Origin of the sequence: Undibacterium umbellatum, assembly GCF_014284125.1 — a bacterium.
Lineage (GTDB): Bacteria > Pseudomonadota > Gammaproteobacteria > Burkholderiales > Burkholderiaceae_D > Undibacterium > Undibacterium umbellatum.
Map to the genome: position 1 here is coordinate 687,815 of NZ_JACOFX010000001.1, position 21,940 is coordinate 709,754.

The following is a 21,940-nucleotide window of genomic DNA, read 5'->3' on the forward strand; positions in this document are numbered from 1 at the left end:
AAAATCATGAATACTGTCGTGGAAAACCATTTTATTGATGCTGCGAGCAATCGCCACCTGGATTGGCTGGAATCCGAAGCCATCCATATCATGCGTGAAGTCGCGGCTGAATGCAGCAACCCTGCACTGCTGTTTTCCGGCGGCAAAGACTCCATCGTCTTGCTGCGCCTGGCAGAAAAGGCTTTCCGCCCGGGCAAATTCCCTTTCCCGTTGGTGCATATCGATACTGGTCATAACTTCCCTGAAGTCATCGCCTTCCGCGATAAGCGTGTTGCCCAGTTGGGTGAGCGCCTGATCGTCGGTTCTGTAGAAGAATCGATACGCCGTGGCACAGTACGCCTGCGCAATCCGGCAACCGATTCACGCAATGCAGCACAAGCCGTGACCTTGCTGGAAACCATTGCCGAGCATAAGTTTGATGCCTGCATAGGTGGTGCCCGTCGCGATGAAGAAAAAGCCCGCGCCAAAGAAAGGATATTCTCTTTCCGTGATGAGTTTGGTCAATGGAACCCGAAAGCACAACGCCCGGAATTATGGGACTTGTATAACACACGCGTCCACGCTGGTGAAAACATGCGCGTCTTCCCGATTTCCAATTGGACCGAGCTCGACGTCTGGCAATACATCGCCCGCGAAAAATTGGAACTGCCACAGATTTATTTTGCTCATGAACGCCAGGTCATCCCGCGCAATGGCTTGCTGGTGCCACTGACGGACCTGACGCCACCACGCGAGGGTGAAACGGTAGAAACACAGATCGTGCGCTTCCGTACTGTGGGTGATATCTCTTGCACTTGCCCCGTGTATTCTGACGCTGCTACTGTCGAAGCCATCATCGCTGAAACCGCAATTACCCAAATTACAGAACGTGGCGCCACACGCATGGATGACCAGACATCAGAAGCATCGATGGAAAAACGTAAGAAAGAAGGATATTTCTAATGAACGCCGTAGAACAATTGACTGCCGCAGTCGGTAAAGAACGTGGCCTGTTGCGCTTCATCACGGCCGGTTCAGTCGATGATGGCAAAAGCACCTTGATCGGTCGCCTGCTGTTTGACAGCAAGGGTATTTTTGCTGACCAGCTTGATGCCATCTCGCGCGCCAAACACAAGCGCACCGTTGGTGACACGATAGACTTGTCGCTGCTGACTGATGGCCTGGAAGCAGAGCGCGAACAAGGCATCACTATCGACGTTGCCTATCGCTATTTCGCCACGCCTAAACGCAAATTCATCATTGCCGACACACCGGGCCATGAGCAATACACGCGCAATATGGTGACTGGCGCGTCAACTGCAGATGCAGTGATTATTTTGATTGACGTCTCCAAGGTCAAACTGAATGACGATGGCAGTGTCGATTTGCTGACGCAAACCAAACGCCATTCGACCATTGCCCATCTGCTGCAGATTGAGCATGTGATCGTCGCCGTCAACAAAATGGATCTGATCGCCTATGACCAGACCGTGTATGAACGCATCGTCGGTGCCTATCAGGAATTTGCAGATCAACTGGGCTTGAAAGATATACGCCCTATCCCGCTGTCTGCCCTGGCGGGTGACAATGTGGTGACTGCCAGCGAAAAACTGGCATGGTACAAAGGCCCGACGCTGATCGAATTGCTGGAGTCATTAAGCGTGTACGACGCCTGCCATGACGAACCTTTCCGCTTCCCGGTGCAACTGGTAGCTCGCCACAATGGTCATGAAGCGAATGACTTCCGAGGCTATATGGGCCGTATTGAGGCAGGCAAGGTCAGCAAGGGCGATAAACTGCTGGTGCAACCTGGCGGCCAGACTGCCACGGTCAAAGATATTTTAACGCTGGATACTTCGCTGGATACTGCCGTTGTCGGTCAGTCAGTGACGATCTTGCTGGATGAGTATGTCGATATTTCACGCGGCGATATGCTGGTAGGCGCAGACCGCCCGGCTACCCTGTTGAAAACCGTGAAAGCTGATTTGTGCTGGCTGTCAGAAGATGCACTGGATATCCGTCGCAAATACTGGCTCAAGCATACCACCAGACAAGTCGCTGCAAGAGTCACTGGCATTGATACCCTGCTAGATATCAATACGCAAGAGCGCCGCCCTGCCGACGTCCTCAAGCTCAATGATATCGCCACGGTCACCTTGAATGTAGCTCAGGCGCTGGCAGTTGATGACTATAAAGATTTGCGCTCTACTGGTGCATTCATTCTCATTGATGAAGTAACACATCAGACCGTGGCAGCCGGCATGATACATCTGGTCTGAGTTATGCAACAAACTCCGGGCAAGGTTTATCTGATAGGCGCAGGCCCGGGTGCCGCCGACCTGATTACAGTACGTGGTGCCCGCCTGCTCGCACAGGCAGACGTGGTCTTATATGACGCCCTGGTCACGGCAGAAATGCTGGAACTGTGTCCGCAAGCAGTCCAAATCTCAGTTGGCAAACGCAGTGGACAACGCTCCGCTGCGCAAGAACATATCAATCAGCAAATGCTGGAATGTGCGGCGCAATATGCGGTGGTGGTTAGGCTCAAAGGTGGTGACCCCATGCTATTTGGCCGTGCCGACGAAGAGCTGACTGCACTCGAGTCGGCAGGCATCGCCTATGAAATCGTACCCGGCATCACAACGGCACTGGCAGCGGCAGCCAGTGTGCGGCAACCGTTGACCAAGCGCGGAGTGGCGCGCAGCGTTGCCCTGTTCACCTCAAGTACAGCCCCAGGCGAAAGCGCTGATACCCGCATACCTGAATGCGATACACTGGTGCAGTATATGGGCGGCAGAGAAGCCACGCTGACGGCTCAGCGCATGCTGGCAGCCAACTTTCCAGGCGACTTACCTGTGATCATCATAGAAAATTGCAGTCGCCCCAATGAATGCAGTCAGGCTTTGAGTTTGAGAGAATTATCCAAAGGCTTGCCTATCAGTACAGGACCAGTGTTGGTGATGATGGGTGAAGCAATGCGGAAACGCACTACCAAGCTACCCTAAGACGGTGGTCTGGAGAAATTACGGAGGCAACCTCACTCCTAGCCTGCGTGCCATTAATTGCAAGGCACCACCATCCCTTAATTGTTCGTACAATTCGTCGTAGCGAAGGCGCAAATTCTCGCAACTAGCATTTTTGCAGTAGGCCAGATAGCCATCCTGCATATCCATGAAGGGCTCTATCATTTGCATCTCATTGCTGATGCCCATGGTCTTGATGATGGCTTCAGTATTACGCATATTGGTAGCAAGGAAATCCACCCGCTTTGCTATCAGCATGTTCAAACCATTGGTCAAGGTGTTGGCTACAACAGGCTTGATGGTAGAACGCTGGCTTTCAAACTGTGATCCATATACCCAGCCGTTGATGACACCAAGACGAGGACCATGCAAACTTGCATAATTACCGTCCCAACTCACATCTGAACCCTTACGTATGTATAAGGCCATAACATCGCGATAAAAAGCACGTTTGGCAAAGACGTATTTGGCTTCTCTTTCTGGCGTCTTGTAAGGGCCTATTAGTATATGTGCCTGCTCATTTTCAACCATCCACTGGGCTCTGGCCCAAGGGTAGATTTCGAATTTGACTTCATCGCCATTTTGCCTGGCCAGCATACGAACAATGTCGGCACCCAGGCCCGTAAATTCACCGCTTGGGTTGCGCTCAAATACGTTGGCAAATTCGGTGCCAACGACCAGTACCTGTCCAGCGTACGCCGGCATTGTCGACAATGCAACCAGCAGAGCCAGCAAAGCAAATGAGATCATTTTTTTCAGTTGAGACATACTTTCATCAGTATTCCAAAACCGTGTTGTTGTAGAGTGTAATCTCAATACTCGCACTCTGCCCGTATTCATTCGAGTATTACAACAGTTTCAAACAATAGTCGCGTATGGCCTTCAAAACAGCCTCATCTTCACCCACCGCACTTACAGTCTTAAATTGCAAACCTGGATGAGCTGCCCGAATTTCCTCTGCGAGCACTGGCAAATCCCGCAGGACATGCCCCCCCTGCCCCAGAAACACCGGTGCAAGAGTAATGTTCTCACAACCATCAGCAACCAGTTGCGCAGCCAACTCTGGCAAGGAAGGTGTCATGAACTCCAGAAAAGCGAGTGCCACGGTAACATCCGGCAAGCTGGCCTGTGTCATCGCCTGCAAGCGCTGAAAAGGCGTGGCCCAGCGCGGATCGCGGGCACCATGAGCAAACAGGATTAAGGCGGATTTATTTGCCATCAATTTCTTTCAACATAACGCAAACCTAACGCAGCGATCACCAAAAACAAGACGCTGGGCACCAGTGCAGTCACCGGCGCCGGCCAAGTGTTGAGCAAACCTACATGTGAAAAAAGGGCGTTGGTGAGATAAAACACCATGCCTATCATGATCCCGCTGAAAATTTTGAAACTGACACCGCCACTCCGTACATGCAGATAAGCAAATGGCAAGGCCAGTGCCATCATGACAAGCACAGCAAATGGGTAGGTAACCTTTTTCCAGAAGGCAATTTCATAACGTTCACTATCCTGTTTATTGTCGGCAAGGTGCTTGGTAAATGCCGCCAGATCAGTTGCTGACATACGATCAGGATCTGCAAACAGCACGGATAAAATATCTGGCGTGACCTCTGAAACGACATCACGGCTTGCCAGCTTCTGGCTCTTAACAGCAGCGATATCTTCACTCGTGAGCGTTTTGGGAAAAGAGGTTTCTATGACATCGGATAAGCGCCAGGTGTTGTTACCCAGGTACTCGGCACCAGTCGCGGTCATTTCTCGCGACAAATGAAAGTTCTTATCAAATTCAAATATTTTGACACTCTTCAAATGACGATTAGGCAAAACCTCTTTGACGTTCAAAAAGCGCGAGCCTATGACATCACCAGTCAAACCGTTTTCACGTACCAGATCCTTGGTCCACAGGCCAGTACGAAATTCCTGCGCCAGCGATTCTCCTATGGCACTGAGTTTCATTTTTTCTGCCAGCTTGCTGGAGATGGGCGAAATGACTTCACCAAACAAAAATGTCAACACCACGAAAACCATGCCTATCTTCACCAAGATCATACCAGCCATCATGGTAGACATGCTGGAGGCGCGCATGATGGTAAATTCAGAATTGGAAGCAAATTGCGCCAACACATAAATCGTCCCTATCAGGACTGCGATAGGCATGAACTCATAGATATACCCAGGCCAGCCCAGAAACACATACAGCACGGCATGTTTGAGCTGATAACCACCTTTGTTGACTGAAGACTGCAATTCACTGACCAGGTCAAAGAAAGAGAACAAAGCCAACAAAGCCAACATGACAAACAGAACGGCGCGCAGAATTTCAACGCCAAAATATCTTTGTAAAATTTTCATGCTGAACACTTTTCCTTAGCGCGGAAACTCGATTTGCAGCGTGACCACAATATTAAAGGATGCCAGCGGCTATTTACTTTCAAACGCCATAAAAACATGCTGAGAGTCATTAAAGCCACGAATAAATGATGTGGCCACCATGCCATAGCAAAACTGCTGCGTTCCTGTACTACCAGAGCCTGCAGGATGTTTGTCACAGATAGATAAATCACGACCAGCAACAAGGCGACGATCAAATTGGCTGAACGACCTACACGTGGATTGACATAACCCAAAGGGATCGCCAACATCAATAACACCGCACACATGACCGGCAGGGAAATGCGCCACAGCAATTCACCTAACTTGGTGCTATCAAGATTTTCTACCAAAGCCGTCAATGGCATGGACTTGGCAGACTTGTCACCAGTCACGCTGGCATTCTGGCTGGACACCAGCACCCCGTATTTCTCAAACTGCATCATCTGGAAATCAGGCGCTGTCGGCAAACCATCATACCGCCGTCCCTTGCTCATGACCAGAAACTTGTCACCTGCCTTGTCGATTTCGACCATGCCTTCCCGTGCAACGACGATGCTGGAACGACCGTCTTTATAGGTATTAATGAAAATATTTTGTACTTTACTGAGGTCACCAGCCACTTCTTCCACAAAGAAAATGCGATCAGATGAGGCAGACTCCTGGAACTTACCCGGTGCAACCTTGGCAATATCCGAACGTTTTTCGAACCGTTCACGAAATTCCACGTTTTGCTGATTGGCCCAGGGAGTGACGATAAAACTCAACAAACCTGTGAGTATGATGAGAGGGCCACCAAAGCGCAATACAGGGGATATCCATTGTGTCAGGCTCAGGCCTGAAGCAAACCAGACCACCATTTCAGAATCCTGATAACTACGCGTCACTACCAACAAGACCGATATAAAACCGGTCAGCAGCAGCAATATATGCATATTCATCAATGCCGTGAAGCCTATCAGAGCGACCACATCAGCAGACGCAACTTTGCCTCCTGCCGCATTTCCAAGGATTTTAATAAGCATCACGGAAATCGTGATGGTGAACAGAGTTGTGAAGACTGCGCCTGCGGCACTGTTTAATTCACGTCGAAGCGCGCGCTGAAAAATCATGAGTAGGATTATAATGTCTGTTTTACGAGACTTACAAAGAGGAGTAATACGTGGACTTTAGCATAAAAACAATCGACGCAAAAAGTGCCTCGACTGCCCATAAAGCAATTAAGACAGGCTGTATCGTAGTTGGCGTGTATGAAAACAAGAAACTTTCTGCCTCTGCAGCAGGTCTGGACAAGTCTGGCGACATCGCTGCAGCCCTGAAATCTGGCGATATTACCGGCAAAGCGGGTACCTCCCTGCTGTTGCGCAAACTCGCCGATGTCGCTGCAGAGCGCGTTTTACTGGTGGGTTTGGGTGAAGAAGCCGCTGCTGTCAGCGAAAAAGCCTATAACCAGGCTGTACAGGCTGCTGCACGTACATTGGCTGGCTTGGGTGCGAACGATGCCGTTATCGCCCTGCCAGAAGTCAAAGACCGCGATCTGGGTTGGTCCATACGCAGCACAGTTGTGGCTTTCCGCGAAAGCATCTTCCGCGCTGATGGTCTGAAGAGCAAGAAAGAAACATCCACATCTGGCGTCAAGAAAGTGGCAATTGCCGTTGCCGCTACTGATGCAACAGCTGCAAAGAATGCATTAGCACAAAGTGTGGCCCTGGCCAATGGCATGGATCTGACCAAAGAACTGGGCAATCTGCCACCTAATTTCTGCACGCCTACTCATCTGGCCAATACCGCCAAGAAAATTGCTACCGACTATAAAATGGTCGCTGAAGTGCTGGACCGCAAACAGATACAAGCCCTCAAAATGGGTAGTTTCCTGTCCGTCACCAATGGCACGGTAGAACCACCGAAGTTCATCGTGCTCAAGCACAATGGTGGCAAAGTCAAGGACGCACCAGTTGTTCTGGTCGGCAAAGGCATTACCTTTGACTCCGGCGGTATCTCGTTGAAAGCTGGCGCTGGTATGGATGAGATGAAATACGACATGGGTGGTGCAGCTTCTGTACTGGGCACCATGCGCGCCATCGGTGAAATGAAACTGAAGCTGAACGTCATCGCCGTCATCCCAACTTGCGAAAACATGCCTTCCGGCAGTGCCACCCGTCCTGGCGATATCGTCACTTCCATGTCTGGCCAGACTATCGAAATCCTGAATACGGATGCCGAAGGCCGTCTGATCCTGTGTGACGCATTGACATATGCAGAACGTTTCAAACCAGCAGCCGTGGTTGACGTAGCGACACTGACAGGTGCTTGCGTGACTTCCCTGGGCCACCATAACTCAGGCCTGTTCACCCGTCATGATGAAGCGCATGACCAACTGGCAGCAGAATTGCTGGCAGCAGGCAAGCAAACCGGTGATACCGCATGGCGCATGCCTATCGAAGAAGCTTATAACGAGCAACTGAAGTCCAATTTTGCGGACATGGCAAATATTGGCGGCCCAGCCGGCGGCAGTATCACGGCAGCCTGCTTCCTTGAGCGCTACACCAAGAAATACACCTGGGCCCATCTGGATATCGCTGGTACAGCCTGGAAGTCCGGTGCAGCTAAGGGCTCCACTGGCCGTCCTGTACCTTTGCTGACAACTTTCCTGATCAATCGCGCAGGCTAAGTAGCAGTTTCAAGATCAGAGCGTGCACTGCAATTGCGGTGCACGCTTTTTTTATCCTAAGTAAGCTATTAGCCAGCAACAGGTCGCCATGCAATCACCAAATAATGATGCCAAGGAGCCACAAAAAGCTTCCACTATAGCAACAACATTTTCGGCAGATGAAAACTATTACTTTGTTTTTGTCAGGTGGTGCATCAAATTAATTGCGTATATCCTGGTGATGGGAATTGGAGGTCTGTATGGCGTCAGTGCATACAAAATTTTTTCCTCCCTGTTTTCCAGTCCCCAAACTGGCACTAGCGGATTAATGCTTACGTCATTCCTGGTCGGCATCCCTTTGTGCATAGGTATATTGACGGGTTACATTGCAAAGAAAAAGGACTTGGGGGGTTTTGCAACGGCAAGCGGACTGTCTGCATTATCCATCGCATTATTTGTTTTTGCTGCGGGTGCCCTGCTACGCGAAGGTATGATCTGCATAGTCATGGCAATTCCCCTGTTTGTAGTATTGGGGATACTTGGGGCTATCTGTGGCCTGATATTCTCTGCAACTAACAGCAATGCAGGCAGATGGTGCAGTGGACTCTTGTTACTGCCACTCCTGCTTGGCACAGTCGAGCAGCAAGTAACACCGGCTGCCACTACACAGTTCATACAAAAAGACATCCTCATCAATGCCAGCCCTGAAACAATTTGGCAATTGATCAACCATCCGCAGAATATACAGCCTGAAGAATTGAAGTCCGGCTTTGCCTACCGCATCGGCGTGCCTTTTCCCATACAGGCTACGACTCTCGAAGGAAAAATAGGTGGTAAACGTGAACTCATCTGGCAACGAGGCATAAAATTTGAAGAAGAAATTACCGCATGGGAACTTAATCGCCATATTGCATGGACATACAAGTTTAATGCCGACTCTTTTCCTTCTGGCTCGCTGGATGATCACATCGTCATAGGAGGGAAGTATTTTAATCTGGAAGATACTTCTTACACCTTGACGCCAGAAGCACGTGGTACCCGCCTGCAAATCAAAGTAAAAACACGTGTATCTACCAATTTCAACTGGTATGCCGAAGGCTGGGCAAATTTCCTGGTAGGTGACACTGCACGGACTATACTTGCGTTTTACAAAAACCGTGCTGAAAACCTGGCTATTGCAGCATTAATCAAAAGCTGAGCATTAGCCCCCCCCACACTACTAAGAAAGGCGTTCAGCCGCTTTTTTTCTGTTCTACTGAATTTTGTGAGCGTCGTATAATGCCAGCAATCAAAAATCAAGACCATCAAGTGTAACAAATGAAAGTGAATAACCAGGCGAGTACCTTGCTCTAATTTTCAAGCATCAATACACCTTGAAACCCTCACCCAATATAACGAATACAAATAACATGAAACTAGTCACCTGGAATGTCAACTCTCTCAAAGTCAGACTCCCGCAAGTCTTGCAATGGCTGGAAACCAATCCTGTTGATGTGTTGTGCATACAGGAAACCAAACTCACTGACGACAAGTTTCCGCAGGCAGAGATAGAAACCGCAGGCTACCACGTCGCTTTTACTGGCCAGAAAACTTATAACGGCGTGGCGATTTTGTCGAAGCATCCTATGACGGATGTTCAAAAGAATAATCCGCAGTTTGAAGATGAGCAGCAACGCATCATCGCTGCCACCATTGAGGGCATACGCGTCATTTGTGCTTATGTACCAAATGGCCAGGCACCGGATTCAGACAAGTTCCAGTACAAGCTGAAATGGTTTGCAGCGTTGGAAAACTGGGTCAGGGAAGAAATGACGCGCCATTCAAAGCTTGCCGTGTTGGGGGACTACAACATTGCGCCGGAAGACCGGGATGTGCATGATCCGGCAGCCTGGGTGGGCATGAACCTGGTGTCGCCAGAAGAAAGAACCGCACTGAAAAACCTGATGGCACTGGGTTTGAGTGATAGTTTCCGTCAGTTTGAACAGGCAGACAAATCTTTCAGCTGGTGGGATTACCGTGCACTAGGCTTCCGCCTGAACAAAGGTGTACGCATAGACCATATCTTGCTGTCAGCCGAATTGGCCAGGCAATGTACTTCTTGCGTTATTGACCGCGTGCCACGCAAGTGGGAGCAACCATCAGATCACGCACCGGTGATTGCTACCCTTGCTTGAGTTTAGTCAAAAAATTTAATCGTCATATCCCAGACTGGGTGCAGAAGCCTTATTCTTAGCCCAGCTTGATTTGGCTGGCGCTATGCGCGGACCAGAGCCTGAATCCTCCATACGGAAGGCTGACATCGCGGTTTTCAACAGATTGGCCTGCTCTTCCAGCGAACCTGCGGCTGCAGCAGCTTGTTCTACCAAAGCAGCATTTTGCTGTGTTGCTTCATCCATATGCGCCAAGGCAACATTGACTTGTTGAATACCATCGCTTTGCTCTACCGAGGCGGTGGTAATTTCATTAATAATCGCTGCAACTTGATCAACTGCCGAGACGATGCGAGTCATGGCGGCACCCGCCTTATCTACCAGCTCAGACCCTTCACTGACCTTGTTGACCGAGTCTTCAATCAGATTCTTGATCTCCTGTGCCGCAGCAGCACTGCGTTGCGCCAGGGTACGCACTTCACTGGCAACTACAGCAAAGCCACGGCCTTGCTCACCTGCCCTGGCTGCTTCTACCGCTGCATTCAGCGCCAGAATATTGGTCTGGAAGGCGATGCCTTCAATCACGCTGATGATGTCAACAATCTTGCGTGAGCTGTCGCTGATGCCCTGCATGGTGGTAACCACCTTGCCGACCACTTCGCCACCCTGAGTCGCGACATCAGATGCATTGACGGCCATCTTGTTGGCTTCGCGGGCATTGTCGGCATTATTGCGCACGGCTTCGGTCAATTCTTCCATGCTGGCCGCTGTTTCTTCCAATGAAGAGGCTTGTTGCTCGGTACGACCAGACAAATCCATATTGCCTGTAGCAATTTCTGTCGCCCCTACAGTAATGGAATCTGTCGCCTTGCGCACATCAACGACCATGACGCGCAACTGCTCAAGGAAGCGATTGAAGGCAGAGGCGGTCTGCGCGACTTCATCATCCCCTTCCACATCAATTTTCCGACTCAGGTCACCACCACCAGCGGCGATATCCGACATGGCATCACGCACGCGCTGCAAACCAGACAGCATGCGGCCTACCAGCACGGTCGTCAAAGGCATGATCACGCCCAGCAAGATCAGCAGGACAACAGCAGAAATAATCAACAACTGATCCAGTGCTTCCAGTGCTTTTTTCTTGTCGATGACGAGAGCAAGATAAATGTCAGAACCAGTGATTTGCTGCAAGAGCATGAAATGCGGCTTGCCGCCAATTTCTGTCAGTATCGGATCTTTTTGTTTAGACAGGTTAGCCAGATTATCCAGTGCAAGATCAGGTGTAATTTCCTTGGCCATCTTCATGACCTTAGCCTGATCTGCATGGGCCAGCACCTGGCCACTTTTATCCAGCAAGAAAGCATAGCCGCCACCCGCCAGTTTGATGGTGAGGATTTGATCAACTATCTTGGTCAGGAAAACATCAGCACCAACCACACCGCCCTCACCACCTTTGACAGGTGCGGCAAAGGTAATCATCAATCCTGGAGGAGCAACACCCATGTATGGTGAAGTCACAATGGGCTTCTTGGCATCCATGGCCGCTTTATACCAGGGGCGAACTGTAGGGTCGAATCCGGCAGGAGGCGGATCAGCAGGAATATTGGTAAATTGTTTGTCTGGCTGGCCCTGATAAACACTCAGGAAATTGCCGCCAGCGCGCATCATGGTCAGACTGGACTGCAAGTCTGCACCATTACCCAGCCCCTGTGCCAGGCTGTCCATCAAAGACAGATTGGTCTGTATCCAGTTACTCAAAACGGCGTTATAACCCGCTGCAACACCACGAATTTCATTGTTGAGGTCAGTTTCTATCTGGGACTTCATCCTCAGATAACTCCCTACAGTCAACACTATGGTACAAATAGCAACCAATAATCCGATAACAACGATGAGTCTGGCTTTGAGAGATTTCATAGCTTCCCCTGAATACGAACATGGATAAGTGACAGTACTTGCTTTAGCTAACCTACATAGTGAGCATGCCGATATCAATGAGAACGTCGCATATCAAAAGCTATCGGCATGTACAAAAACAAGAAAAGCTTCATGCTGTACGTCAATATTACGCCGCAGACTAAGCAATGAGAAAAAAAATTTATCCTTTTCACCACTTTGTATAACAAGTTAACAAGTCTGTAGGCTGGCAACATCAGTTTAGTTCGAGATACTGATCTTTTTGTGCTGCCAAGTACACCCCTCGCCTGCAAAGAGCTAAAGCCTTTTCAAAGGGAGCAATTTAGACTGGATATTTCTCTGGAGACACGAATGAACATCATCAAGACAGAAAGACTGCTACTACGCACGGTGACCGCGGATGATGCAGCTTTCTACCTGTCACTTGTGAATGACCCTGCATTTATAGAAAACATACGTGACAAGGGCATACGCACCTTGGACGAGGCACTTAATGACATTATCAATGGGCCTATGGCAAATCAGGAAAAAACTGGCTTCAGCCTGTATGTGGTAGAACACAAAGAAGATGGCCAAGCCATGGGTTTATGCGGGCTCGTCAAGCGTGAAAGCTTGAAAAATATTGACCTGGGCTACGCATTTTTGCCGCAATTCCTAGGTCAGGGATATGCCAGAGAAGCAGCCGGGGCAACATTAGCCTATGCCAATACACATTTGGGCATGACCAAACTGGCAGCCATTACCGCGCCGGGGAATCTCGCTTCCAACAAATTATTGCAAGACCTGGGGTTTAAAATGGAGGCTGTCGTCATTCTGCCGGGTGAAAGTAAAGATACCAATTTATACGCCTACGAATTCTAAATTGGTACCAACGCAGTTCAACAAATAAGCTTACAAGAAACGATCCAATATCTTGCGACTATGCTTGTCTATTTCATACATATCGCGTATCAGGAATTGTATACCGTGATTATCGGTAATCAATAAAGAGGTCTTTCCTATGCGACGTATGTCTTCGTCGCCCTTGAGGACAAAATCAGTCTCACCACGATCTGTGGCCACCGTCCAGGTGCAAGGCAAGGCAAAGCTGGTGACACTGATGATGCTGCTGATCTCAGGCATGAATTCGCGACCTTCCAGCTCCTCCATGACCAGTGCACGCACATCTACTGCAAGGTCATCGAGTTGATCGATCCATGCCACTTCGCGCCCGTCTGTCATGACCAGGGACATGCCCGCCAATGGTGACTGGATAGGGAATGCCCGCACCGGGCTGACACCTTCAAACACTTCGCCAGCCTCATTGCTGAGTATCAGTTTGCCGAAAGAATTGCGGGTCAGGGTAAATTTTGTTGTTGTCATCTTCTATTACTCCTCAACCAGTTCTGCATTGCGGGCTTGCGCCTGATACAGATTGTAGTAAGCACCTTCTTTGGCCATCAACTCGTCATGGCTACCAACCTCGACTACCTGGCCTCTGTCCAACACCACCAGACGGTCAGCCTTGTGCAGGGTGGACAGTCTATGGGCAATCGCGATCGTGGTACGGCCTTGCACCAGGTTATCGAGGGCTTTCTGGATTTCTTTTTCTGTTTGCGAATCGACCGAAGAAGTCGCTTCATCCATGATCAAAATACGTGGATCAATGAGCAAAGCTCGCGCGATTGAGATACGCTGACGCTCACCGCCAGACAAGCCCTGTCCACGTTCACCAACCATGGAGTCATAGCCTTGCGGCAAACGCAAAATGAATTCATGGGCGTGAGCAGCGCGCGCCGCTGCAATAATTTCATCACGTGTGGCTTCCGGTTTGCCATAGGCGATGTTCTCGGCGATGGTGCCAAAGAACAGGAAAGGCTCTTGCAAAACCAGGCCAATATTTTGGCGGTAGTCAGACACAGCAAATGAGCGTATATCAACGCCATCGAGCAAAATCGCGCCTTCCGAGACATCATAAAAGCGGCAAATCAGGTTCACAAGCGTACTTTTGCCTGAACCACTGTGACCAACCAGCCCTATCATTTCACCTGGCTTGATATTCAGGTTAATGCCACGGTTAACCGCACGGTTACCATAGCGGAAACCCACTTCACGCAATTCTATCTGACCTTTGACTTCTTTTACCTTCACAGGATTTTGTGGATCAGGCACGCTCGATACATGATCAAGAATATCGAAAATGCGCTTGGCAGCCGAAGCAGATTTCTGCGTCACGGACACGATACGGCTCATGGAATCAATACGGCCATAAAAGTTGCTGATAAAAGCCACAGCAGCGACCAGAGAACCGACAGTAATATCACCTTTCGATATCTGCCAGATACCAAAGCCCCAGACCACCAGAATGCCGAGATCAGTCAGGAATGATACGGTGGGAGAAAACAGCGACCAGACCTTGTTGAGCTTGTCGTTGACTGCCAGATTATGCTTATTCGCTTCACGGAAGCGCCCTGCTTCACGCTTTTCCTGGGCAAAGGCTTTGACCACCCGTATGCCTGGAATGGTATCTGCCAACACATTGGTCACTTCGCCCCATACCCTGTCTATCTTTTCAAAACCGGTACGCAATTTGTCACGCACCAGATGGATCATCCAGGCAATAAATGGCAGCGGCAGCAAGGTCACCAAGGCCAGCTTGGTATTGATCTGCAACAGAAAAGCAGCCGTCATAATGAACATCAGTACGTCGGTAGCAAAGTCCAGCAGATGCAGGGACAGATAAACACAAATGCGGTCACTTTCGCTACCTATGCGTGACATCAGGTCGCCAGTGCGTTTACCACCAAAATATTCGAGTGACAATTTCAGCAGATGTTCATAGGTAGCAGTACGCAAATCTGCACCAATCCGCTCTGACACCAGTGCCAGGATATAAGTCTTGCCCCAGCTCAGCAGCCACGCAATTACCGCAGAACCAAGCAAACCACCGATATAAAACACCACCAGCTTGGGGTCAACATGCGCACCGTTTTGATAGGGGATCAGCACCTCATCCGTCAACGGCTTGGTCAGATAACGAGGGATCATGTGGGCCGCCGTACCCAGCAGCATCAGCGTGAAGCCGATGAACAGTTGCAAACGGTAAGGATGGGCAAATCGCCACAGGCGTAACAGTGTCCAAGTGGACGGAGGTGTATACGTGACCTTGGTGCACACCGGGCATTCTTCCTGATCCGGTTCCAGCACGGCTTTACAGCTAGGACAGATATTTTGTTCTGCACGAATTACTGGCATGCCAGTCACATGGCTTAGCAACTGCTCCTTGAAGTGGTCCAGCAAGCGTATGGCATGCAAATTTTGGCCCAAAGTAAAGCGCCAGGTGGCCTCCAAACCCTCTTCATCCACCAGTTCCAAATGGCCGACACCAGCATGATCGTGATGACTTAATTGCAAACCCTGCCTAAAACGCCATTCTTTCCAATCAGTTTCGCCGGGCGACTTGGTCAGCAAACGCTGGTCAGTCACCACCAGCAAGCCCTTGCGGAAGCGAAGTTTGTTGTCGAGGTCAACCTCCAGGGTAGTCAAAACGTTCTCGCCCTTGGCGATCTGACTATTGAGGTCAGCCTGCCAGGCTACTGGAATTGATGCAACTGGCTGCTCGGGACTGAATTGTGTTGTGGTCATCGTGAAACGAACTCCGGCTCAATAGCTGGTCCCGAACAAAATCAGGACATAAATTTTAGTAAAAGAGATCACTTGGTTTCCGTTTCAAGCATAAGCCATGTCACGGAAGCAGCAATTTACGGTATTCTATCGGAAGAAAAATAATCAGATAACTCTGATCAAGAGGATGAACTGCTTTTGCGCTGGAGCGCAAGTATATCAGCAAGCGTGCTCTCCACAGCCGCTTTCAATATGCTATGCGAAGTAATATTGTGGTTATGGCAAGTTTTCAAGGCACCAGAAAATCTGACATAGCAAGACCAGCCCAAGATGTTGCGCATTCAGGGAAAACGAAGAAACGCTCTAAAATGACAAGACCTGGTCTGCATAAAACCGGCTTATAAAAGTTTACATACATGACAACAAACAAGAAAGACATCCGCATTCTCAGCGCAACGCATTTGCGTGGCCCGAATATCTGGACTTACCGCCCTGTCATTGAAGCAGTGCTGGATATCGGTGAGCTGGAAGAATTTCCATCGAATAAGATCCCTGGCCTGTATGAGCGCCTGACGACCTGGTTGCCCGGCATCATAGAGCACCGCTGTGGTGTCGGTGAACGTGGCGGATTTCTGGAGCGCCTGCGTGAAGGCACCTGGTCTGGTCATATCCTTGAACATGTCGTACTTGAATTGCAAAACCTGGCGGGCATGCGCACAGGTTTTGGCCAGACCCGTTCGACCAATGTGGTCGGCGTTTATAAAATGGCCTTTCGCACCCGCGAAGAACAGGTAGGACGCGCCGCCCTGCAAATTGGCCGCGACTTGTTGATGGCGGCAATTGAAGACCAAGCTTTTGACCTGCGAGTGAAAGTGAATGAATTACGCGAATTGGTCGATGCGCGCTGCCTTGGCCCCAGCACGGCCAGCATTGTTGACGCTGCGACCGATCGCCGCATTCCCTCCATACGCCTGACTGACGGCAATCTGGTGCAATTAGGGCATGGCGCTGCCCAGCGCCGCATCTGGACGGCGGAAACTGACCGAACCAGCGCCATTGCCGAAAGCATCGCCAGCGATAAAGACCTGACCAAAACATTGCTGCAATCATGCGGTGTACCTGTGCCTGAAGGCTCACTGGTGCGAAGCGCCGAAGAAGCCTGGGAAGAAGCGCAGGATATCGGCCTGCCTGTCGTTGTGAAACCTTATGATGGCAATCATGGCCGCGGTGTTTCCTTGAACCTGATGACACAGGAAGATGTCACTGCGGCCTACCATCTCGCTGCACGCAAAGGCGATAGCAAGAGCGTTATTGTGGAGCGCTTCATCGCTGGCGATGAGCATCGCGTTCTGGTCGTCGGCAATCAGGTAGTTGCGGTCGGCAAAGGCGAGTCGCTGTGGGTGACTGGCAATGGCAAATCAAATATCAGTGAACTCGTTGATGACCAGATCAATACTGATCCGCGCCGTGGCACAACAGAAGACTGTCCTTTGAATTCCTTGAACCCTGCCGAAGGTGCAGAAATTATTCTGGAGTTAAAGCGCCAGGGCATGGATGCTAATTCCATTCCCCTGGAAGGGCAAAAAGTCTTGATACAGCCAAACGGTAATGTTGCTCTAGACGTCACTGATAACATTCACCCGGATATAGTCTATGCTGCGACACTGGCTGCACGTATCGTAGGCCTGGACATTGCTGGAGTTGACCTGGTAGCAGAAGACATTTCTCGCCCGCTGGCTGAACAAGCTGCAGCAATTATTGAAGTCAATGCCAGCCCAGGCTTGCTCGCCCACATCAAGCCAGCCAATGGCGAAGGTCGCCCGGTTGGAAAAGCCATCATCAACCATCTGTTTGCAGCTGACGAAAGTGGTCGCATCAGCATCGTCGGCGTTGCTGGCACTAAGGGTTGCAGCCTGATCGCACGTCTGATCGGGGCACTGATCCATATCAGTGGCAAGGAAACTGGTGTCGCTTGCTCGCAAGGCTTGTTCCTTAACAAGCGTCTGGTTACTGATGGCGATTGCGCCAACTGGGAAGCTGGACAAAGACTGCTGATTAACCGCTCGGTACAGGCAGCCGTCTTTGAAACCAATGCAAAAGCCATGCTTAGTGATGGTTTGGCTTATGACAAATGTGCTGTGGGTGTTGTTACCGATCTGGATGGTTATGCCGACCTGGGCGCTTTTTACATAGACAACCCAGACCAGATGCGCAAAGTCTTGCGTACCCAGGTTGATGTGATTTTGCCTGACGGCGTAGCGGTATTGAATGCTGCTGACCCTGTCGTGGCAGATCTGGCTGAACTCTGTGATGGCAAGGTGATTTTTTATGCCAGAGACCCGGCACTGGAAGCCATAGTCAATCACCGTGCACTGGGTGAACGCGTGGTATTTTTGCGAGATGACAATATCGTACTGGCAGATGGTGAGACTGAAACTGCCCTGCTGCCCCTGAGCGCTTTGAAGCCTGCAAAGGTCGCCCAGGCAGAAAGTGTACTCGCAGCAGTCGCCGCAGCATGGGCGCTGAACATTACACCAGAATTGATCGGTGCCGGTCTCAGGACTTTTGACTCCAGCAAGAAATCAGCTTACTGACAGTATTGACAATTGCACGGGTACGCGATCTGGTACCCGCAAAATTGCAAGATATATTGTTTAGGTATTTTTCTTAGAATTTGCTATTTGTCTGATGGTGTGATTTCTGATGCTCGCATGCTCAGGCTGTAAAATCAGCACACCATCGTTTGACACCTTTTTCAACAGGATTAAGTTTTATGGAAGTATCACGCATCCGTGCCCTGCGCGGTCCCAATCTCTGGAGCCACCATACGGCCGTAGAAGCGATTGTTGCCTGCACAAATGAAGAGATGTCAATTGCTGGCCTGAACGGATTTGAAGACCGTTTGCGCGCCCTTTTCCCGCAGCTCAGTATTTTGCAACCTACCGGCCATGATGACGCCATCTCCATGGGCCACGTTTTTGAATTACTTACCCTGGGCCTGCAGGCTGAAGCTGGTTGCCCGGTCACCTTCAGCCGCACCACGCAAACCCTTGAAGCAGGCATCTTTCAGGTCGTGGTTGAGTATTCAGAAGAAGCCGTTGGCCGCCTCGCAGTAGAACTGGCTGAGCAAATCATCAATGCAGCATTGAAAGACCAGGCCTTTGACCTGCCTGCTGCGCTCGAGCAATTGCGTGATCTGGATGAAGATGTGCGCCTGGGGCCATCTACCGGCTCAATTGTAAATGCCGCCGTTGCCCGCAACATCCCCTATCGTCGCCTGACAGATGGCAGCCTGGTTGCTTTTGGCTGGGGTAGTCGTCAGCGCAAGATACAGGCAGCAGAAATGGATGGCACCAGTGCCATTGCTGAAGCCATTGCGCAAGATAAAGAACTGACCAAGAAGCTTTTACACGCTGCTGGTGTGCCAGTGCCATTGGGGCGTTCAGTATCCGACCCTGATGATGCATGGGCAGCTGCCCTCGAAATCGGCCTGCCTGTTGTGGTTAAACCCAAGGATGGCAATCAAGGCAAAGGCGTGACTGTCAATGTCACAACCCGCGAGCAACTGGATGCAGGCTTCCATGCCGCCAGTGAATTCCGTGATGACATTCTGGTCGAGCGCTTCTTGCCCGGCAATGATTTCCGTCTGCTGGTAGTCGGCAACAAACTGGTTGCCGCTGCCCGCCGCGACCCGCCGCAAGTGGTTGGCGATGGCAAGCAAAGCGTGCGTGAACTGGTTGAACAAGTCAATAAAGACCCGCGCCGTGGCAGTGGACATTCCACTTCTCTGACCAAGATACGTTTTGATGATATCGCCCTTGCCAGCCTGGCCAAGCAGGGCTTTGTGGCTGACTCCATTCCTCCCAAGGGCCAGCGCGTGGTATTGCGCAATAACGCCAATCTCTCTACTGGTGGCGCAGCAACCGATGTGACAGATGACGTGCACCCGGAAGTCGCCGCCCGTGCAGTAGCTGCTGCACAAATGGTGGGGCTGGATATTTGCGGTGTCGATCTGGTTTGCGACAGCGTATTGAAACCGATAGAACAGCAAAATGGCGGCATCGTGGAAGTCAATGCTGCGCCAGGTTTGCGCATGCATCTCTCCCCTTCTTTCGGCAAAGGCCGCCAGGTCGGTGAAGCGATTATTGCCTCCATGTTTGATGACAATGACGATGGCCGCATCCCTATCATTGCGGTTACCGGCACGAATGGCAAAACCACGACCGTACGCCTGATTGCCCATCTATTGACAGCCAGCGGCCTGCGTACAGGCATGACCAATACGGATGGCGTGTATGTTGCAGGCCGCCAGATCGATAGCGGTGATTGCAGCGGCCCGCGCAGTGCCCGCAATGTCTTGTCCCACCCTGATGTTGATGCGGCCGTGTTTGAAACAGCACGCGGTGGTGTCTTGCGTGAAGGCCTGGCCTATGACCGTTGCCAGGTTGCAGTCGTCACCAATATCGGTTCTGGTGACCATCTTGGCTTGAATTACATCACCACGGTAGAAGATCTCGCCGTATTGAAACGCGTCATCGTACAAAACGTTGCTGATAACGGCTATGCCGTACTGAATGCGGCTGACCCTATCGTTGCGGCCATGGCCAGCAATTGCCCGTCTGCCGTCATCTTCTTCGCGGCTGATCACCAGCATCCTGTCATGGCTACGCATAGAGCACAGGGCAAGCGCGTCGTCTATGTTGAAAATGGCCATTTGATCGCTGCCGAAGGCAAGACACGCCACAGCGTACCACTGGCTGATATACCTATTACCCGCAATGGCAGCATAGGTTTCCAGGTCGAGAACGTCATGGCATCCGTGGCTGCGGCTTGGGCAATCAATACTGAGTGGGACAGCATACGCGCAGGTCTGAAGTCTTTTGCCAATGAAGCAGACAATGCACCTGGCCGCTTCAATGTCTTCAACTTCCGTGGCGCGACACTGATTGCTGATTACGGCCACAACCCGGATGCGATATTGGCACTGGTACGCGCAGTCGAAACCATGACAGCCAAACGCCGTTCTGTTGTCATCAGCGGTGCCGGTGACAGACGTGACCAGGACATACGCCAGCAGACTGAAATCCTTGGTGAATCCTTTGATGACGTAGTGCTGTACCAGGATCAATGCCAGCGTGGTCGTGCCGATGGCGAAGTTGTCGCTCTGTTACGTGCAGGCTTGAGCAATGCCAGTAAGACCAAACGCATAGATGAAATCAATGGTGAATTCATTGCCATCGATCTGGCCATGGACAGGCTGGAAGCAGGCGACCTGTGCCTGATCCTGATTGATCAGGTAGAAGAAGCCCTGGAGCATATCACCAAGCGTGTTGCGGCAGGTTAAGCTCACAGCAAGACTAAAGAAACAAAAAAAATGCCGGGTCAGTTCATTTAAAACTGACCCGGCATTTTTTATTCCTGATTTCTTCAGGTATTGCGCCCCGCCATCACACCACCGTCCACATCCCAGACTGCCCCTGTTACCCAGGAAGCTTTATCTGACAGCAGGAAGGTAATCGCTTCTGCCACATTCTGGGGCGTACCTATGCGACCTATAGGATGGAAACCATTAAAACCCTGCAATGCTGCAGGGATATCCGCCTTGGGGATGAAGCTCTCATATACCGGGGTTTCCACTACAGCTGGCGATACTGCATTCACACGAATATGATGGGCGGCAAGTTCCATTGCCAGATGCTGAGTCAAGGAATGCATGCCTGCTTTTGCCATCGAATACGCAGATGAAGGTGTCGCCGCTATCGCCTGCTTTGCCCACATCGAACCAATATTGACGATAGACCCAGGACGCCCGTTGGCTATCATGTTGGCAGCAATCTTTTGGGTGATAAAGAATAAGGCCTTGTTCAAAGCCTGATATTGATCGTAGTCACTTTCGCTATGCTCAAGAAATGCCTTGGGTACAAATATGCCTGCCGCATTCAGCAAGAGATTGATGTCCTTGTGCGCTTCATCAATTTTTTTCAAAAGTTGCTGCACTTCGTCTGTCCTGGATAAATTCGCAGTCAATACAGTTACTTCGCCCAACACTGACAATTGCTTCTGCGCCGCTTCGGCCTTGTCCTTACGATTGCCAACTATCACTACTCTCCCACCTTGGGACAAGATCATACGTGCAGTTTCCAAACCCATGCCGCTGGTGCCGCCTATTACCAGCAGTTTCTTACCTTCAAAATTAGTGCTCATTGTGTACCCTTTCATTTATCTACCTACTAATTGGTAGATTG

At 50.5% G+C, this 21,940-nt stretch carries 17 protein-coding genes; 9 read left to right on the top strand and 8 right to left on the bottom strand.

Going from position 1 to position 21,940, the window contains the following annotated elements; genetic code table 11:
* Nucleotides 1-6 precede the first annotated feature (6 nt).
* Genes cysD through cobA form a run of 3 tightly spaced genes read left to right on the top strand, consistent with a single transcriptional unit; the run spans nt 7 to nt 2,984 of the window.
* A complete protein-coding gene (gene cysD / locus H8L47_RS03190) occupies nt 7-942 on the top strand; it encodes a sulfate adenylyltransferase subunit CysD (protein WP_186951771.1) in 936 nt (311 codons plus the stop codon).
* A complete protein-coding gene (locus H8L47_RS03195; RefSeq protein ID WP_186951772.1) occupies nt 942-2,258 on the top strand; it encodes a sulfate adenylyltransferase subunit 1 in 1,317 nt (438 codons plus the stop codon). Before cysD ends, H8L47_RS03195 begins: the two co-directional genes overlap by 1 nt.
* Before the next feature lie 3 nt (nt 2,259-2,261).
* Complete coding sequence (cobA, locus tag H8L47_RS03200; RefSeq protein ID WP_186951773.1) at nt 2,262-2,984, top strand: uroporphyrinogen-III C-methyltransferase; 723 nt, start codon at nt 2,262-2,264, stop codon at nt 2,982-2,984.
* A gap of 18 nt (nt 2,985-3,002) precedes the next feature.
* Here the strand turns inward: cobA and H8L47_RS03205 are convergent, their stop codons facing one another.
* From H8L47_RS03205 to lptF, 4 genes are all read right to left on the bottom strand, one after another.
* Nucleotides 3,003-3,770, bottom strand: a complete 768-nt coding sequence (locus H8L47_RS03205; protein WP_186951774.1) for a substrate-binding periplasmic protein — start codon at nt 3,768-3,770, stop codon at nt 3,003-3,005.
* A 79-nt stretch (nt 3,771-3,849) separates the two neighbouring features.
* Nucleotides 3,850-4,221: a sirohydrochlorin chelatase gene (locus H8L47_RS03210; protein ID WP_186951775.1), complete on the bottom strand. Its 372-nt coding sequence runs from the start codon at nt 4,219-4,221 to the stop codon at nt 3,850-3,852.
* The gene (lptG, locus tag H8L47_RS03215) at nt 4,221-5,354 is read right to left on the bottom strand and encodes an LPS export ABC transporter permease LptG (RefSeq protein WP_186951776.1); all 1,134 of its coding nucleotides are present in this window, start codon (nt 5,352-5,354) and stop codon (nt 4,221-4,223) included. The genes H8L47_RS03210 and lptG overlap by 1 nt, the downstream gene beginning before the upstream one ends.
* Nucleotides 5,351-6,484, bottom strand: coding sequence for an LPS export ABC transporter permease LptF (lptF, locus tag H8L47_RS03220; protein WP_186951777.1), 1,134 nt, complete (start codon nt 6,482-6,484; stop codon nt 5,351-5,353). Before lptF ends, lptG begins: the two co-directional genes overlap by 4 nt.
* Before the next feature lie 50 nt (nt 6,485-6,534).
* On the opposite strand from lptF, the gene H8L47_RS03225 reads away from it, so the two are divergent.
* The 3 genes from H8L47_RS03225 (at nt 6,535) to xth (ending at nt 10,196) form a co-directional block, all read left to right on the top strand.
* On the top strand, nt 6,535-8,043 hold the full coding sequence (locus H8L47_RS03225; RefSeq protein WP_186951778.1) for a leucyl aminopeptidase: 1,509 nt from the start codon (nt 6,535-6,537) through the stop codon (nt 8,041-8,043).
* A 307-nt stretch (nt 8,044-8,350) separates the two neighbouring features.
* The gene (locus H8L47_RS03230; protein ID WP_186951779.1) at nt 8,351-9,220 is read left to right on the top strand and encodes an SRPBCC family protein; all 870 of its coding nucleotides are present in this window, start codon (nt 8,351-8,353) and stop codon (nt 9,218-9,220) included.
* A gap of 211 nt (nt 9,221-9,431) precedes the next feature.
* On the top strand, nt 9,432-10,196 hold the full coding sequence (gene xth, locus H8L47_RS03235; protein ID WP_186951780.1) for an exodeoxyribonuclease III: 765 nt from the start codon (nt 9,432-9,434) through the stop codon (nt 10,194-10,196).
* 15 nt (nt 10,197-10,211) lie between these two features.
* Here xth and H8L47_RS30185 read toward each other — a convergent pair whose 3' ends face one another.
* A complete protein-coding gene (locus H8L47_RS30185) occupies nt 10,212-12,092 on the bottom strand; it encodes a methyl-accepting chemotaxis protein (RefSeq protein WP_186951781.1) in 1,881 nt (626 codons plus the stop codon).
* A gap of 351 nt (nt 12,093-12,443) precedes the next feature.
* Between H8L47_RS30185 and H8L47_RS03245 the strand changes: the two genes are divergently transcribed.
* Nucleotides 12,444-12,953 carry a GNAT family N-acetyltransferase gene (locus H8L47_RS03245; RefSeq protein ID WP_186951782.1) on the top strand — a complete coding sequence of 170 codons (510 nt, stop codon included), beginning with the start codon at nt 12,444-12,446 and terminating at the stop codon, nt 12,951-12,953.
* A gap of 30 nt (nt 12,954-12,983) precedes the next feature.
* Here H8L47_RS03245 and H8L47_RS03250 read toward each other — a convergent pair whose 3' ends face one another.
* Both H8L47_RS03250 and H8L47_RS03255 read right to left on the bottom strand, forming a co-directional pair.
* Nucleotides 12,984-13,454: a cyanophycin metabolism-associated DUF1854 family protein gene (locus tag H8L47_RS03250; RefSeq protein ID WP_186951783.1), complete on the bottom strand. Its 471-nt coding sequence runs from the start codon at nt 13,452-13,454 to the stop codon at nt 12,984-12,986.
* Nucleotides 13,455-13,460: 6 nt separating this feature from the next.
* Nucleotides 13,461-15,716, bottom strand: a complete 2,256-nt coding sequence (locus H8L47_RS03255; RefSeq protein WP_186951784.1) for a cyanophycin metabolism-associated ABC transporter — start codon at nt 15,714-15,716, stop codon at nt 13,461-13,463.
* Nucleotides 15,717-16,111: 395 nt separating this feature from the next.
* Here H8L47_RS03255 and H8L47_RS03260 point away from each other — a divergent pair, with 395 nt between their 5' ends.
* Complete coding sequence (locus tag H8L47_RS03260) at nt 16,112-18,289, top strand: cyanophycin synthetase (RefSeq protein ID WP_186951785.1); 2,178 nt, start codon at nt 16,112-16,114, stop codon at nt 18,287-18,289.
* Between the two features lie 179 nt (nt 18,290-18,468).
* A complete protein-coding gene (gene cphA / locus H8L47_RS03265; RefSeq protein WP_186951786.1) occupies nt 18,469-21,039 on the top strand; it encodes a cyanophycin synthetase in 2,571 nt (856 codons plus the stop codon).
* 83 nt (nt 21,040-21,122) lie between these two features.
* On the opposite strand, the gene H8L47_RS03270 is transcribed toward cphA, so the two are convergent.
* Nucleotides 21,123-21,899, bottom strand: coding sequence for an SDR family NAD(P)-dependent oxidoreductase (locus H8L47_RS03270; protein ID WP_186951787.1), 777 nt, complete (start codon nt 21,897-21,899; stop codon nt 21,123-21,125).
* Nucleotides 21,900-21,940 lie beyond the last annotated feature (41 nt).